The sequence below is a fragment of the Candidatus Omnitrophota bacterium genome, from assembly GCA_028715965.1.
Lineage (GTDB): Bacteria > Omnitrophota > Gorgyraeia > Tantalellales > Tantalellaceae > JAQUQS01.
Window position 1 is genome coordinate 37,934 of the sequence record JAQUQS010000006.1, and the last position, 14,292, is coordinate 52,225.

Annotated in this window: 15 protein-coding genes and 1 tRNA gene; all 16 read left to right on the plus strand. The window is 50.5% G+C overall.

Annotation, left to right across the window (positions count from 1 at the left end):
* The first annotated feature begins 152 nt into the window (after nucleotides 1–152).
* Nucleotides 153–731: a class II aldolase/adducin family protein gene (locus tag PHH49_04385; protein MDD5488186.1), complete on the plus strand. Its 579-nt coding sequence runs from the start codon at nucleotides 153–155 to the stop codon at nucleotides 729–731.
* Between the two features lie 195 nt (nucleotides 732–926).
* Nucleotides 927–1,805 (plus strand): ATP phosphoribosyltransferase, encoded by an 879-nt coding sequence (gene hisG, locus PHH49_04390; protein MDD5488187.1) that lies wholly within the window; start codon nucleotides 927–929, stop codon nucleotides 1,803–1,805.
* Between the two features lie 362 nt (nucleotides 1,806–2,167).
* Nucleotides 2,168–3,493, plus strand: a complete 1,326-nt coding sequence (locus PHH49_04395; GenBank protein MDD5488188.1) for a tetratricopeptide repeat protein — start codon at nucleotides 2,168–2,170, stop codon at nucleotides 3,491–3,493.
* A gap of 13 nt (nucleotides 3,494–3,506) precedes the next feature.
* The gene (locus tag PHH49_04400) at nucleotides 3,507–4,346 is read left to right on the plus strand and encodes a transketolase (protein ID MDD5488189.1); all 840 of its coding nucleotides are present in this window, start codon (nucleotides 3,507–3,509) and stop codon (nucleotides 4,344–4,346) included.
* 38 nt (nucleotides 4,347–4,384) lie between these two features.
* Nucleotides 4,385–6,016 carry an AAA family ATPase gene (locus PHH49_04405; GenBank protein MDD5488190.1) on the plus strand — a complete coding sequence of 544 codons (1,632 nt, stop codon included), beginning with the start codon at nucleotides 4,385–4,387 and terminating at the stop codon, nucleotides 6,014–6,016.
* Between the two features lie 18 nt (nucleotides 6,017–6,034).
* On the plus strand, nucleotides 6,035–7,069 hold the full coding sequence (locus PHH49_04410) for a hypothetical protein (GenBank protein ID MDD5488191.1): 1,035 nt from the start codon (nucleotides 6,035–6,037) through the stop codon (nucleotides 7,067–7,069).
* A 42-nt stretch (nucleotides 7,070–7,111) separates the two neighbouring features.
* Nucleotides 7,112–8,068: a transketolase family protein gene (locus PHH49_04415; GenBank protein MDD5488192.1), complete on the plus strand. Its 957-nt coding sequence runs from the start codon at nucleotides 7,112–7,114 to the stop codon at nucleotides 8,066–8,068.
* Between the two features lie 42 nt (nucleotides 8,069–8,110).
* Nucleotides 8,111–8,977 (plus strand): 4-(cytidine 5'-diphospho)-2-C-methyl-D-erythritol kinase, encoded by an 867-nt coding sequence (ispE, locus tag PHH49_04420; GenBank protein MDD5488193.1) that lies wholly within the window; start codon nucleotides 8,111–8,113, stop codon nucleotides 8,975–8,977.
* A 44-nt stretch (nucleotides 8,978–9,021) separates the two neighbouring features.
* Nucleotides 9,022–9,546, plus strand: coding sequence for a septation protein SpoVG family protein (locus PHH49_04425; protein MDD5488194.1), 525 nt, complete (start codon nucleotides 9,022–9,024; stop codon nucleotides 9,544–9,546).
* Between the two features lie 65 nt (nucleotides 9,547–9,611).
* Nucleotides 9,612–9,685, plus strand: a tRNA-Gln gene (locus tag PHH49_04430).
* A gap of 109 nt (nucleotides 9,686–9,794) precedes the next feature.
* A complete protein-coding gene (locus PHH49_04435) occupies nucleotides 9,795–11,057 on the plus strand; it encodes an NTP transferase domain-containing protein (GenBank protein MDD5488195.1) in 1,263 nt (420 codons plus the stop codon).
* Nucleotide 11,058: 1 nt separating this feature from the next.
* Entirely contained in the window at nucleotides 11,059–11,994 is a 936-nt protein-coding gene (locus tag PHH49_04440; GenBank protein ID MDD5488196.1) for a ribose-phosphate pyrophosphokinase, read from the plus strand.
* Nucleotides 11,995–12,058: 64 nt separating this feature from the next.
* Nucleotides 12,059–12,736, plus strand: a complete 678-nt coding sequence (locus PHH49_04445; protein MDD5488197.1) for a 50S ribosomal protein L25 — start codon at nucleotides 12,059–12,061, stop codon at nucleotides 12,734–12,736.
* Nucleotides 12,737–12,796: 60 nt separating this feature from the next.
* The gene (pth, locus tag PHH49_04450; GenBank protein ID MDD5488198.1) at nucleotides 12,797–13,342 is read left to right on the plus strand and encodes an aminoacyl-tRNA hydrolase; all 546 of its coding nucleotides are present in this window, start codon (nucleotides 12,797–12,799) and stop codon (nucleotides 13,340–13,342) included.
* A gap of 122 nt (nucleotides 13,343–13,464) precedes the next feature.
* The gene (gene rpsF, locus PHH49_04455; protein ID MDD5488199.1) at nucleotides 13,465–13,755 is read left to right on the plus strand and encodes a 30S ribosomal protein S6; all 291 of its coding nucleotides are present in this window, start codon (nucleotides 13,465–13,467) and stop codon (nucleotides 13,753–13,755) included.
* Nucleotides 13,756–13,801: 46 nt separating this feature from the next.
* Nucleotides 13,802–14,269 (plus strand): single-stranded DNA-binding protein, encoded by a 468-nt coding sequence (locus tag PHH49_04460; protein ID MDD5488200.1) that lies wholly within the window; start codon nucleotides 13,802–13,804, stop codon nucleotides 14,267–14,269.
* The last annotated feature ends 23 nt before the right edge of the window (nucleotides 14,270–14,292 follow it).

A 14,292-nucleotide genomic window follows, 5' to 3' on the forward strand; every position in this document is an offset into this window, starting at 1 on the left:
CCTCCTTATGGGCGGATGTTGATCTGATTTACCTTTCTATTATATGGCTTTTCGCCACAGGCACAAGATATTTGTATCGTAAAGCCCATAGGCTACTGGACGGTAACGGCACGATGTGGTAGACTAAACAAAACCGGAGGTAATTGGAGGATATGAACGTGGTGAGGGAAATAGCTGTATTCGGGAAAGCTTTGCATGACAACCGTATGGTCATAGGGGCCGGCGGGAACATCAGCGCGCGTGACGGGGAATTCCTTGTGATAAAGAAGCGGGGGGCGGATATGTCCCGGGGGAATAGGCATGATTATCTCAGGATAAGCTTCCCGGAAGCGGAAACTTACGCGATGAACCCTTTCAGCGGCGCGTATAGACGCGATCTCAGTTCCGAGACCCCCCTGCACATAGCTTGTTACAGGACCCGTACGGATATAGGGGCCGTAATGCATGTGCACGACCCGTTCATGGTGTCGGTGGCGGAAAAAGTAGCGCTTATCGGGGATATTTCTTACGAATTCGAATGCGTAATAGGGGGTAATGTTCCCCGTATCGAGTATATAAAACCGGGAACGGGAGCGCTGGCCGAAGCGGTATCTAACAAAATATCAAAAGGGGCGAACGCGGTCCTGTTAAGGAAGCATGGGGCGATAACCGTAGGTAAGGACCTGGAAGAGGCGTATTTACGGGTATTGGCACTCCACAGGGCCTGTATAGTGTGTTTAAATACTATATAACAGTATTAAGACCTCTCTCCAGAAGCCTGGATACCTATTTGCTTGACTATATATAGTTATTGATATACAATTTACGGGAAAATCAGACTTACCGTAATTTTGTCCACAGGGCATGAGACCCGCGTTCTTGCATGTTCAAGGCGCATAGAGGGTTTTGTGTCTTTGGACGCTGTTTTTTTCTGAAAAGAGGCAGGAATGGAAGAAAAAAAACTTCGTATGGGCATCCCGAAAGGGAGCTTACAGGATACGACAATAAGGCTGTTCGAAAAAGCCGGATACAAGATAAAAGTGGCGACCCGCTCATATTTTCCGCTGATAGACGACGAAGATATAGAAGTGGTGCTTTTCAGGGCACAAGAGATGTCCCGGTATGTCGAGGACGGCATAATCGATTGTGGTATTACCGGCAACGACTGGATAGAGGAGAATTCCTCGGAGATAGAAAGAGTGGCCGAGCTTGTTTACGCGAAGCAGAGCATGAAGCCTGTAAGGTGGGTGCTTGCCGTGCCGAATGAGTCCTCCGTAAGGTCCGTAAAGGACCTCGCGGGCAAGAAAATAGCTACTGAACTTGTGAAGGTGACGACAAGATACCTTGAGGCTCGCGGGGTCAAGGCGGAAGTGGAATTCAGCTGGGGGGCTACGGAGGTCAAGCCGAAAATGGGCATCGATGCCATAGTCGAGGTCACGGAAACAGGCAGCAGCCTGAAAGCCAACGGCCTGAGGATAGTAGAGACCGTATGCGAGTCCACCACACAGTTCATCGCGAATAAAGAAGCCTGGAAGGACCCCTGGAAGAGGGAGAGGATAGAGCGGATGATATTGCTCATTAAGGGCGCTATCCTGGCGGAAGGTAAGGTCGGGCTCAAGATGAACGCTAAGAAAGAGGATGTTGAGAAGATCATCCAGATACTTCCTTGCATGAAGGCCCCTACGGTGTCCAGATTGTTCGACGAAGCCTGGGTGGATATTGATACGGTCATAGATGAAGAGGATGTTAAGAGACTCATCCCCGAGCTGCGTAAGGCCGGGGCACAGGGGTTCATAGAATATCCACTTAACAAAGTGATATATTGACCAGTACCCGTTATTCGGGAAAAGATAAATAGATGGGAGGTGCTAAAGAATATGCCCTGCGGGAAAAAAAGAAAGATAAAAAAAGTAAAAAGACACAAACGCAAAAAAAGGATGAGAAGAGATCGGCACAAGAAGAGGAAGGTATGACGTTAAGGCGTTTTTCTATCTCGGCCGTTCTTTGCATAATATATCTTTTTGTCAGTTCATTGATAACAGCGGATAGATCAAAAGCGATGACCGTACAAAGAACGGACATCGATCTTTTGAGGAGGGCAGCGCCCGAGATCAGGGGCATGTCCGACGCGATAGCCCATTATACCATGGGTATAGTATGCGATAATTATGGGGACGCCAGCGGCGCTATGATCCACTACGAAAAAGCGCTGGCCAGCACACCCGATATATCGGAAATATACCTGAGGATAGGGGCGGACCAGCTGCTTCTGGGTAAGCTGGACAAAGCGGAAAGCTCATTGAAAAAAGCTACGGAGATAGCTCCGGCGCGTACCAAGGCATATGTTCTCCTGGCGGTCGTGTATACGGCTAGAGGGCAGTTCGATATGGCGGAGGCTATGCATGAGGAAGCCCTCAAGCATGATCCGGAAGACATGAAGATCCTTACGTTCCTTTCCGATATATTGGTCCTTCAGCAGAAACTGGACAAAGCCGCGGAAGTATACGAAAGGATATTACGTCTTCGCGGTAACGACGCGTTCCTGTATTTCAACCTTGGCCTGATATACAGCAAGTTGAACATCCTCGATAAGGCGGAAGCGAACCTGGAAAAAGCGGTTGAAATGGATAAGGGCTACACTGAGGCGCAACTTGTACTTGGCATACTATACGAAGTGGATGGCAAGTATGTGCAGGCGATCGAGCAATATAAAAAGGTCCAGGAGAACGACCCGGTGAATCAGGAGTCTTACGTACGTCTGGCGCAGTTGTATCACAGGATCGGCCAAACGGAAAAAGCTATTGAAGAAGGGTGTAAGCTTATGGTGCTTATACCCGGGGCGCCGGAACCGTATATCAGGAATTTCAGTATCTACCTTTCCGAGAAAGAGTACGATAAAGCTGAAAAGGTGTTGCGTTCAGCTCTCGAAAAAGGCATTGGGGACGGGATGATATTGGCCGGGTTGGGGTATGTGGAGACCGTCAGGGGAAGATACGCCGGAGCGGTGAATTACTATGAAGCGGCGTGTAAGAAGGAGCCGGACAACGAGAGATACAGGTTTTCCCTTGCCACGGTATACGACCAATCCGGGAACAAGAAAAAAGCGGAAGAGATCCTAGCGGACCTGGTCTCCAGGGGGACCGGCCTCCCTGAAGTATACAATTATCTTGGTTACATGTACGTTGAGGAAGGCAAGGAACTGGAAGAAGCCATGAGGCTGATCAAAAGGTCCCTTGAGATGGACCCGGAGAATGGCGCGTATATAGACAGCCTGGGGTGGGCGTATTTCAGGAAAGGGGAGCTGGTCAAGGCCAGGGAAGAACTGGAAAGGGCCGTAAAGTACCTGCCGGACGACTCGACGGTCAGGGAACATCTGGGCGATGTATATGCCGCTTGCGGGGAGCTGGACAAGGCTTCCGTAGAATGGAAGAAGGCCCTTGACCTGGGGCCGGATGACGAGGCGGAAAAGAAGATCAAGAAGGACCTGAAAAAAATCAAAAAAGGCGGACGCTAAAAAAGGGAAGGCAATGGAAAAAACAGAAGGTATCACCTCTTTGAAGAAAAAAGCCATGTCCATACGTAAAGACGTGCTCACAATGCTGCATGAGGCAGGCAGCGGACATACCGGCGGATCTTTGTCGGCGGTGGACATCATGGTGTATCTTTACGAACGCAGGATGAACGTGAGCCCGGAAAATTTCAGGGACAGGTCCCGGGATAAATTCATCCTGTCAAAGGGACACGGATGCCCCGCGTTATACGCTGTACTTGCCGATAAGGGTTTCTTTCCCAGGGAAGAGTTGTGGACATTAAGGAAATTCGGAAGCCGTCTCCAAGGGCATCCGCAGAAAGGGCTTCCCGGCGTCGAGATATCCAGCGGATCCCTGGGGCAGGGGTTGTCCGTAGCCACAGGCATGGCCCTGTCCGACAGGATGGACGGATTGGAGACCAGCATCTACTGTCTGATGGGCGATGGGGAAACGAATGAAGGCCAGGTATGGGAAGCGGCCATGACCGCGGCCCATTATCGCCTGGACAGGCTGTATGGGATAGTCGACCATAACAAGCTGCAGATAGACGGAAGATGCTGTGAAGTAAAAGAGCCCGGGGAATACGTGAAAAAATGGGAGAACTTCGGTTGGTATACTATCGAGACCAACGGACATGATTTCTCCGAGCTTGAAAAGGCATTCAGTGAGGCGGACAAGATAAAAGGCAGGCCGAAGATGATAGTAGCCCATACCGAAAAAGGCAAGGGCGTGTCATTTTTCGAGAATAAAGTCGAGTGGCATGGTGTCGCTCCGGGAAAAGATGACCTGGAAAAGGCCATAGCGGAACTAGAGATGTCAGTTAAGGACCTGGGGTAGACCTGGACCCCGATACGTAAAATCTCAAGGAGACCGACATGTTCAGCAGAAAAATGCAGATGTATATGAGGCAGTACAAGACGATCATCATCGTGACCGTTATTGTGATAATACTGCTTATACTTTCCGTTGTGGGGCTTATGTCCCTTGAGTCGTTCTACCGTAAAATGACGCTGGCGACGATGCCGGTACAGTTCATAATGGCGGGTATACACGCCGGGATATTCGTGTTCATGTATCTTACTTTTATGCGGGGAGGCTTTGCCAAACTGGATAAAGCGCCGATCAAGGGCAAGGATATAAGCATCACATGGGCCGATGTGATAGGCATGCAGGACGCGAAACAGGAGGCCTGGGAAGTGGTCCAGCTGATAAAGGACCGGGCGGATGTCAAGAAAATGGGGGGCAACGTTATCAAGGGTCTTCTTATGCTGGGACCTCCGGGATGTGGGAAGACATATATGGCAAAAGCCATAGCGACCGAGGCCAACATGCCGTTCATTTCCATGTCCGGGAGTGAATTCGTGGAAGTGTTCGTGGGTGTCGGATCTTCCCGTGTACGTAAACTTTTCAAGAAAGCCCGCGACCTGGCGTTCGGTTACGGCGGGTGCATCATCTTTATAGATGAGATCGACGCCATTGGGCGAGGCAGGACCTTCTCCCACATGGGCGGCCAGGAGACCAACAGTACTCTTAACCAGCTCCTTGCGGAAATGGACGGACTGAAGGGCAAGGAGGACAATATAGTCGTTATCGGAGCGTCGAATGCCCAGGAAGAACATCTTGACGCGGCTCTTCTAAGACCGGGCAGGTTCGACAGGAAACTTATCATACCGAAACCGTCGCAGGATGACCGGGAAGAGCTCTTTAAGTTCTATCTGGCCAAAGTCAAGGCAGAGGAAGGCCTGGATTACGCGCGCCTCGCCAGGAGGGCGGTGGGCAAAAGCCCGGCGGATATAGCTAACATAGTAAAAGAAGGGGCCTTGATCGCTACCCGTTCCAGGAAGGTGTCCATAGGGCAGAAAGAGCTCAGCGAAGCCTTTGAACGTGTCGACCTGGGCATCAAGCACAGGCTCACGGTCACGCCGAAAGAAAAAGAGATGACCGCCTATCATGAATCGGGACACCTGATCATAAACTACCTGAAAGCGCCGTCGAAAAGTGTATTCAAGGCAAGTATCATCCCGCGAAAAGGCACTTTGGGTGTAGTGTGGTCGCCCGAAAGAGAAGAGCTTCACTCCAAGAGCAAAGAGCAGCTCATGGAAGATATCATGATAAGCCTGGGCGGGTACGCGGCGGAAAAACTGAAGTTCAACACCAGTACGACAGGTGTTTCAAGCGACTTCTCGAAGGCTACACGCATAGCCCATGCCATGATATGGCAGTTGGGCATGGGGGCGAGCGGGTATATAGGGGACTATAGCATGCTCCAGACCGTATCAGGGGAGAGCGAGTTCAATCCGTTATCAGAGACAGTAAAAACAATATTGAACAACGATACGAATGCCCTGATAAAAGAATGTCTGGAAGAGGTTACAAAGACGCTTACCGATAAAAAAGAAGTACTGGACAGGTTCGCCCAGGAACTTTTGAAAAGGGAAGAGCTCGAATTTGACGAGATAGTCGCTATTTTTGACGAATACGGATATAAGGAAAATACGGGTCTGTAGCCTGGACGGGAGTACCAGATGCCGCTTGGAACGTTCAAAAGGACCGGGAAGATAATAGCCGCCCTGACATGTGTGGTCGTGGCGGTCATTGTCATGATGACCGGGTTGTCCGCCTGCGTTCCGTCATATCCCAAAGAAACGCTTGCGGAAGCCGTGAAGGAAGTATGCAAGGCGGAATATGACATGGATGTGGAAGTGACCCTTGTGGGGTCGACCATCGGGATATATTATCCGATGAACGGCCTTCTCGACGCCGGGCTGGGAATAAGCGAGAGCGCGTGGGACACCATAAGCAATCTTCTCCTTATAGCTTCACGAGTAGTGCTCAGTACGGACGCGGACATAAAGTTCTATTGCGTCATTACCCAGGACGAGAAACTTCCTGAGCTACAGGTGGTCATAATCAAATATGTCGAGGATGTCAAAAAAGGCATGTACCAGCATATCTCCAGGGGCGAGTCTTTCAAGCGGACGCTTTTCAGCATAAATCTTACGCCCCAGGCCCGGAAGGAACGATCGGTGGAACAGGTGTTCGACAGGTTGAACCTGGATGACGGCACCCGCAGGAACGTGTTGGACGAGTTCTTCAGGAGCGCTCCGACCAAATTAAGCGATATCGGGTATTGGAAAGGGCATTTCTATCTTAAGGACATCAACATGGAAGAATTCCTGGCCGCCCAGATCGAGAACAGGCTGAAACTGGACTTCCGCGGAGATAAGAAACTAATGGAACTTTTCGAATACAGGTCCTCTGAAAGCGAATTCGAAAAAGAGGACGACGCGCGGTATTTCTACGTAAAGTTCAAGATAGCGGACGTCAAGGAAGAGGCCGGTGAGGGCGTAAGGGAAATGAACGTTCTTAAGGTCCAGGAGATATTGAAGGTAGCCAATGAAGTGGTGTGTGGATACCGGTTCAAGGATTTTGATTACCTGATAATGGACGATCAGCTGGAGAATTCAAGATTGAAGGTAAAAGGCGTGGATGTATATGATTTTGATCAGAGTAAGGCTGCTGTTGTCGATATAGTCAATGCGCCTGGTGGATATTTCTGACATCGGCAACGATCGTAAAAGAGAAAACAAGGAGAAGCTGGGATGGCCGAGGTGAAAGTCAAGATGGAAGCTACAAGGGATGGGTTCGGTAAGGCTTTGGTCGCGTTAGGTGAGCGGGACAAGAATGTGGTCGTCCTGTCAGCTGACCTTACGGAGTCTGTAAGGGCTAACTGGTTCAAGGACAAGTTCCCGGAACGTTTTGTGAGCCACGGTGTGGCGGAACAGGACATGATATGCGCGGCGGCAGGATTCGCCCTTTCCGGTAAAATACCATTCGCGTGTACGTTCGGTGCCTTCGCCAGCGGGCGTGCCTGGGACCAGGTACGCGTATCGGTGGCTTATATGAACCTTAACGTGAACATAGCTGGAAGTCATGGTGGTATATCCGTCGGCGAGGATGGAGCTACACATCAGGCCCTGGAAGAGATAGCCCTTATGAGGATAATCCCCAATATGACAGTAGTGGTCCCCGCGGATGGCAGGGAAGCTTTTGAGGCTACCGTCCAGGCGGCTGCTATACCCGGTCCGGTATATTTAAGGCTGGGTCGGGCCAAAGTCCCGTACATAGAGAACGAGGGGACGTTCACGATCGGGAAAGCCAATGTGCTGACAGAAGGCGATGACGTGGCGATAATAGCTTGTGGCCATCTTGTTCATCCCGCGCTCCAGGCCGCAAAGACATTGGAAGCGCAGCATATAAATGCTATGGTCGTTAACCTGCATACGATAAAGCCCATGGATAGGGACGCGGTGATAAATGCCGCTAAAAGGACAGGTGCGGTACTTACGGTGGAAGAACATACGGTCTTCGGTGGGATGGGAAGTGCCGTGGCCGAGGTACTGGTACAGGAAGTCCCGGTGCCTATGAAGATGATGGGCATTAACGATAAATTCGGCCAGAGTGGCAGCCCCGAAGAACTTTACTCGTATTTCGGATTAACGGAAAGCGATATAGTCAGGGAAGCCGGTATGCTCGTAAAGAGGAAACAGGCCAGATAGTTTTCGCTATAGGCCTTTACGCGTGTTGCCGGGGAGACCAACATGGATATCACTGCGCCAGCTAAGGTCAATCTTTATCTTAAAGTAGTCGGTAAGAGGGAAGACGGCTATCATGAGATAGAGACCGTATTCGAGAAGATATCATTATCCGATGAACTTTCGGTCCAGCCAACCCGCACGAGGAATAGAATAACCTGCAACGACCCGGAAGTCCCTACAGGTGAAGGTCTGTTAAGCCGGACCATCTCAGAGTTCAATAGCCGTATAGACGCGGACTATAAGTTCAAGGTCCACCTCAACAAAAAAATACCAATAAGCGCTGGTCTGGGGGGAGGATCGAGCGACGCGGCTGCCCTTCTTAAGGCGGTCAACCACCTGGCCGGCAATCCATTGAATTCGAACGAACTTATGGAAATAGGGGCGCTCTTGGGGTCAGATGTCCCGTTCTTCCTCCAGGAATCAGCTTTTGCTTATGCTGAGGGCCGGGGTGAAGTGATCTCCCCGATGGGGTCCAGCGCCGAGATCAACCACATCATAATTAATCCACCTTTTGGTATTTCAACAAAAAGTGTGTATTCAAGGGTATCTTCTTTAAGCTTGACAAAAGAAAAAGGGGTTGATAAACTATTCACCGCTTTTTTAAGAGAGAAAAATATTTTGAGTATTGCGGAAAATCTCCATAACGATTTGCAGGCAATAGTATTACGAGATTTTCCAGAGATAAGTGAGCTGCTGACTGAACTTAAGAGATCCGGAGCAAAAGGCGAGCTTTTGTCCGGGAGTGGGTCCAGTGTGTTCGGTATTTTTGAGCCGGAACTCGTTCCCGAGGCCAGAGAACGCCTCGTCCGTATTTTTCCGGAAGAGCGAGGTTGGAAGATATTCGCTGTCAATACTTTCGACGGTGAATAAGTAGCAATACTCGGATAGGGCGCATCTTAAGAAAGGAGAAAGGGATGAAGATCACGGAGGTAAGGATATTCCCCACGGAAAGCAAAGACGGCAAGCTGAAGGCCTTTGCGACAATGACATTCGATGACTGGTTCGTTGTGCGCAACATCAAGGTCATTCAGGGCAATAGCGGGCTTTTTGTGGCCATGCCCTCAAGGAAGGCCATGGATTCCTGCCCTAAATGTCGCACCAAGAACGTAGTGGGCAGTAAATATTGTAACCAATGTGGGTCCGATCTTCCCCCGCAGCGAACGGACGAACAGCAGGATACGCAGGGTAACCATATGGATATCGCGCATCCCATAACCCAGGAATGCAGGGTATATATACAGGAAAAGATATTGGAAGCTTATAACAGGGAAAAAGGCGCGCCGGCCCAGGAAATGGCGGTAAAGGCCGACCCGGTACCCGTAGAGAAAGCCTCCGCGCCGGTACAGGAACCAATACCGGAAAGTCCGGCTCCCGCGAAAAAAGAAGAGAGCGGTATAGGGGCCTCTGGCATAGAAGAGGCGAACGACATCGAGCTCTGATCGGCAGGAACGGGTCGTAAAGTATCATTCAGGATCAAGAGCGGGGCTACTTTAAGATCGTTGGATGGCGGGTAGTGTAATGGTAGCACCGCAGCTTTTGGAGCTGCTTGTCAAGGTTCGAATCCTTGCCCGCCAGCCAATTTTCTGGTTCGCACGGCACAACTAAAGCGATCAGAGCAAAATGGGGAAACAGAACGTGGGAAGGGACAGGGACCACGTTTTTATTGATATTTGGAAGAATGACCGGAATGAAAAAAACTATCGCTATCGTTCTTGCTGCAGGGTTGGGCACGCGGATGAACTCCGACTTGCCCAAGGTGCTACATAAAGTGGGAGCCCGTTCCATATTATCCAGGATAGTGGATAGCCTTAAGGAAGCCGGAATAGAAGATATCCTGATAGTAGTTGGCTTCGGGGCAGAGGCCGTAAAAAAGGAATTTTCAGGCCAGGCAAGGTTCGTTCATCAGGTCGAGCTTCTTGGCAGCGGTGACGCTCTTAAGGCGGCGGCTGGGGAAATAGAAGCTTCAGGGGCCGAGAAAGTGGTAGTGGCGTGCGGAGATACGCCGCTGATAAGTTCCGCGACATACCGTGAGTTAAGGGATATGTCCGAAGCATCCGGGGCCAGTTGCGCGGTGCTGACCGCCGAAGTAGGTGACCCGACCGGTTACGGCAGGATAGTGAGGAATGGGACCGGACATGTGGTCAGGATAGTGGAAGAGAAAGATGCCGGGCCCGCGGAGAAGGACATTAAGGAGATAAATTCCGGCACATACTGTTTTGGTGTGGAAGATCTTTTGCGGTTCATAGGAGAGATAAAGCGGAACGAAAAGAAAAAAGAGTTCTATCTTACCGACATCGTGGATATACTTGTGTCCAAAGGCAGGAAGGTGGTTGCCGGGACATGCACCGAACGGGAGATAGCGGGAGTGAACTCAAGGAAAGATATAGCGGCTGTGAACAAGGTGATCAACGATAAAAAAATAAATGAATTAATGGCTTCCGGGGTCACCATAACGGACCCGGGAACGACAAGCATTGACGAGACGGCGGTCATAGGCCGGGATACCGTCATATACCCCAACACGGTGATAGAGAAAGACGTAAGGATCGGCGGGCGATGCAGTATAGGTCCTTTCGCGAGGTTGCGTCCTGGGACGGATGTTTCCGACAATGTCGAGATAGGTAACTTTGTTGAGATATGCAGGACAAGCATTGCTTCCGGGACAAAGGTCAAACATCATACTTATCTGGGAGACACGAGGGTTGGCAGCGATGTTAACATAGGAGCTGGTACCATAACGGCGAACTATGACGGCGGAAAGAAGAATATTACCGAGATCGGGGACGGGGCCTTTATCGGGGTGGGAGCCATTCTTATCGCGCCCGTTAAAGTGGGAGCGGGATCCATTGTAGGCGCTGGTAGTGTCGTGACCAAAGGCAGGAACGTGGCTCCGGGTGAAACTGTAGCGGGAGTTCCCGCAAGAAAGCTGAAAACGGAAAAAGGGGCATGAAATGGATAAGGTAAAGATCTTTACCGGGAACGGCAATCCCGAGCTGGCGAAGAAAATATGTAAGAGCCTCAATCTTAAGCTTGGGGATTCCGAGGTGATACGTTTTTCCGACGGGGAGACCAGGGTCAAGATAAAAGATAACGTCCGCGGTGCCGATGTTTTTGTCGTCCAGCCTACGTGCTATCCCGCGAACGAGAATCTTATGGAGCTTCTCATAATGATCGACGCGTTGAGAAGGTCCTCGGCCAAGCGTATAACGGCGGTACTTCCGTATTTCGGGTATGCCCGCCAGGACAGGAAAGACCAGCCCAGGGTCCCGATAACGGCGAAGCTGGTAGCCAATCTTCTGACCCGCGCGGGAGCGAACCGCATCATAACCATAGACCTGCATGCCGGGCAGATACAGGGCTTTTTCGATATCCCGCTGGACCATCTATATGCTGTAAGTATATTCGCGGAATATTTCAAAAAGAAAAAGATCACGGATATAGTTGTTGTCTCCCCCGATGTTGGAGGGATAAAGATGGCGCGGGCTTACGCTAAACGTTTTGACGCGGGGCTGGCAATAGTGGACAAGAGGCGCATAAGCGATGTAAAGGCCGAGGTCATGCATATCATGGGCGATGTTCAGGGGAAGAATGTTATACTTGTGGACGACATCGTAGCTACGGCGGGAAGCCTTACTGAGGCGGCCGCGGCCCTGAAAAAGAACGGCGCGAAGGACATATATGTCGCGGTAACACATGCCGTTCTGTGTGGTCCGGCCATGGAAAGGCTTAAAGGAGCCCCGATAAAAGAATTCGTGGTAACGGATACCATACCGCTCCCGCTGGAGAAGAAAATGAAGAACATAAAACAGCTTTCTGTCGCCCAGCTTCTTGGAGAGGCGATACGGCGTATCAGGAAGGAACAGTCGATAAGCGCGTTATTCGAGTAAAAATATCCGCGTATCCGTCCGGGGAAGGCCCCTGATGGACGCGGCAAGGAAGAGGAGAGATGAGATGGAAAAAATAATGTTGAAAGCTGAGATACGGGAAGAATTGGGGAAAAGCGCGGCGCATCATGTCAGGAAGGAAGGGAAGGTCCCCGCTGTCATATACAAGGACGGGCAGGTTGGAGTGAACGTTCAAGTGGACAACAGGGCATTGTGGCATGCCGTACACACGGAAGCCGGTGAGAACGCCATAATCACATTGAACATATCCGGGAATGGCGCGCCGGAAAGTAAAACTGTTATTGTGCAGGACATCCAGACGGATCCCCTTAACGATACGTTCGTGCACGTGGACTTTCACGAGATATCGCTTACCGAAAAGATCAAGGTCAACATCCCGGTCGCCGTTAAGGGCGAATCGGTAGGGGTAAAGGACGAAGATGGTGTCCTGACCCAGACGATATGGGAGATCGAGGTGGAATGTCTGCCAACGGATATTCCTGAGCACATAAACATTGACGTGACCGGACTTGCCATGGGGGACGCGATACATGTATCCGATGTACCGCCTATACCCGGTGTCAAGATACTGGAGGACCCGGAAACGGTCATAGTGTCAGTGCATCACCATGAGGCGGAGCCGGAAGAAGAAGCGGCCACGACCGTTGAAGGGGAAGAGCCCGAGCTTATAAAGAAGGGTAAGAAGGAAGAAGAAGGGGCTGAGGGAGAAGAACCTGCCGAATAGATCGGGATACGCGCAAGCGGGCCTTGCCGGAGGACCCGGGCAGGAAAAGGTGGATACAGGATGAAGATTGTTGTGGGGCTCGGGAATCCCGGATTACGCTACAGGAATACTCGCCATAACGCCGGGTTCATGGTGGTGGAGAAAGTAGCCGCTAAACATGGGCTTAAGATCAAAAAGAAAGGCTTTGGCGGGGCGTACGGAGCGGGCAGGGTATGTGATGCTGAAGTGATGTTCTTTGAACCGCTAACATATATGAATCTTTCAGGGGAAGCTGTATCAGCTGTTTGTTCCGCAAAGCTCGAAGATCCAAAAGAGCTCCTGGTAGTAAGTGATGATTTTAATATCCCGTTTGGCAGTATACGTTTACGCTCCAGTGGATCTGCCGGAGGGCATAACGGGCTCAGGTCGATAATCGAGCATATGGGGGAAGGCTTTGCCCGGTTAAGGGTTGGGATAGGAAGTAATATGCCGCCCGAAGGGGATATGTCCGGTTTTGTGCTATCCAGATTTTCGAAAGAAGAGAGAGGGCAGCTTGATACCATTCTGGACGAGTCCGTAGAAAAAGTGGAATTATGGCTAAAAAAAGGTGTTTTACCCTCCGCTTGACAGGGATAGGACCTCCACGGTAGTCGTGATAAAACCACTTGATTATAAAGCTGATATGTGTTAATATTCTGGTCGTATATTATATTATAGATAACTATAACAGGGAAAGAGCTGACAACAATATGGAAAACAAAATATCGTATTCGGGACTGTTTATCGTAACACCGGAAAAAGAGGAAGCGATAGACGAGATAAAAGGATGTATAACCTCAATTATCACCGAAAATTCCGGCAACATAGTGAAGGAAAATATGATGGGGAAGAGGACTCTTGCCTATCCTATTAAGAAAAAAGCGACCGGTATTTACTACGAGGTCACCTTTACTGCCCCTCCGGAATCGGTAGGTGATATGATGCGTCTTTTCCGTATAAACACGGATATATTGAGGACGCTTATTGAGAAGAATGTATAAGGGATAAGGGCTCGCATCCCGTGCCCGTCCGGGAAGGAAAAGGATAATGGCCGCCAGTTTGAACAAGGTATTTCTTATGGGGAACCTTACCAGGGACCCCGAGATAAGGTATATACCGAGCGGTACGGCTGTAGCGAATTTCACCGTAGCGGTGAACCGTCCATACAAGGACACGACCGGGGAGAAGAAGGACGAAGTATCCTTCATAAGGGTCGTGGTGTGGGGGAAAATGGCGGAGATATGCGGGGAATACCTGACGAAAGGTAGGCCGGTCCTGGTAGAGGGCCGGTTGAAGTCCCGGACATGGGAAGCCCAGGACGGGCAAAAAAGGAGTTCCATGGACGTTGTGGCCACGAGTGTACAGTTCCTGGGAGGCAAGGGAGACAGGACGCCTTCTGCCGGGGGGAAGAAAGATGTTGGGGCAGGGGCTTCTCGGGACGACGACCAGGGTTACGGAGAAGTGGAATCTATCGATGTTGATCAAGGCGCGATGGATAATGAAGTGCCGTTTTAAAAAAATCATGAACAGGAGAGATA

Bases quoted from the DNA above. Each gene is read 5' to 3' on its own strand.
- PHH49_04410 (MDD5488191.1), top strand. From the start codon at position 6,035: ATGCCGCTTGGAACGTTCAAAAGGACCGGGAAGATAATAGCCGCCCTG.
- PHH49_04435 (MDD5488195.1), top strand. From the start codon at position 9,795: ATGAAAAAAACTATCGCTATCGTTCTTGCTGCAGGGTTGGGCACGCGG.
- rpsF (MDD5488199.1), top strand. From the start codon at position 13,465: ATGGAAAACAAAATATCGTATTCGGGACTGTTTATCGTAACACCGGAA.
- PHH49_04440 (MDD5488196.1), top strand. From the start codon at position 11,059: ATGGATAAGGTAAAGATCTTTACCGGGAACGGCAATCCCGAGCTGGCG.
- hisG (MDD5488187.1), top strand. From the start codon at position 927: ATGGAAGAAAAAAAACTTCGTATGGGCATCCCGAAAGGGAGCTTACAG.
- PHH49_04460 (MDD5488200.1), top strand. From the start codon at position 13,802: ATGGCCGCCAGTTTGAACAAGGTATTTCTTATGGGGAACCTTACCAGG.
- PHH49_04395 (MDD5488188.1), top strand. From the start codon at position 2,168: ATGATCCACTACGAAAAAGCGCTGGCCAGCACACCCGATATATCGGAA.
- PHH49_04415 (MDD5488192.1), top strand. From the start codon at position 7,112: ATGGCCGAGGTGAAAGTCAAGATGGAAGCTACAAGGGATGGGTTCGGT.
- ispE (MDD5488193.1), top strand. From the start codon at position 8,111: ATGGATATCACTGCGCCAGCTAAGGTCAATCTTTATCTTAAAGTAGTC.
- PHH49_04400 (MDD5488189.1), top strand. From the start codon at position 3,507: ATGGAAAAAACAGAAGGTATCACCTCTTTGAAGAAAAAAGCCATGTCC.
- PHH49_04445 (MDD5488197.1), top strand. From the start codon at position 12,059: ATGGAAAAAATAATGTTGAAAGCTGAGATACGGGAAGAATTGGGGAAA.
- PHH49_04385 (MDD5488186.1), top strand. From the start codon at position 153: ATGAACGTGGTGAGGGAAATAGCTGTATTCGGGAAAGCTTTGCATGAC.
- PHH49_04425 (MDD5488194.1), top strand. From the start codon at position 9,022: ATGAAGATCACGGAGGTAAGGATATTCCCCACGGAAAGCAAAGACGGC.
- pth (MDD5488198.1), top strand. From the start codon at position 12,797: ATGAAGATTGTTGTGGGGCTCGGGAATCCCGGATTACGCTACAGGAAT.
- PHH49_04405 (MDD5488190.1), top strand. From the start codon at position 4,385: ATGTTCAGCAGAAAAATGCAGATGTATATGAGGCAGTACAAGACGATC.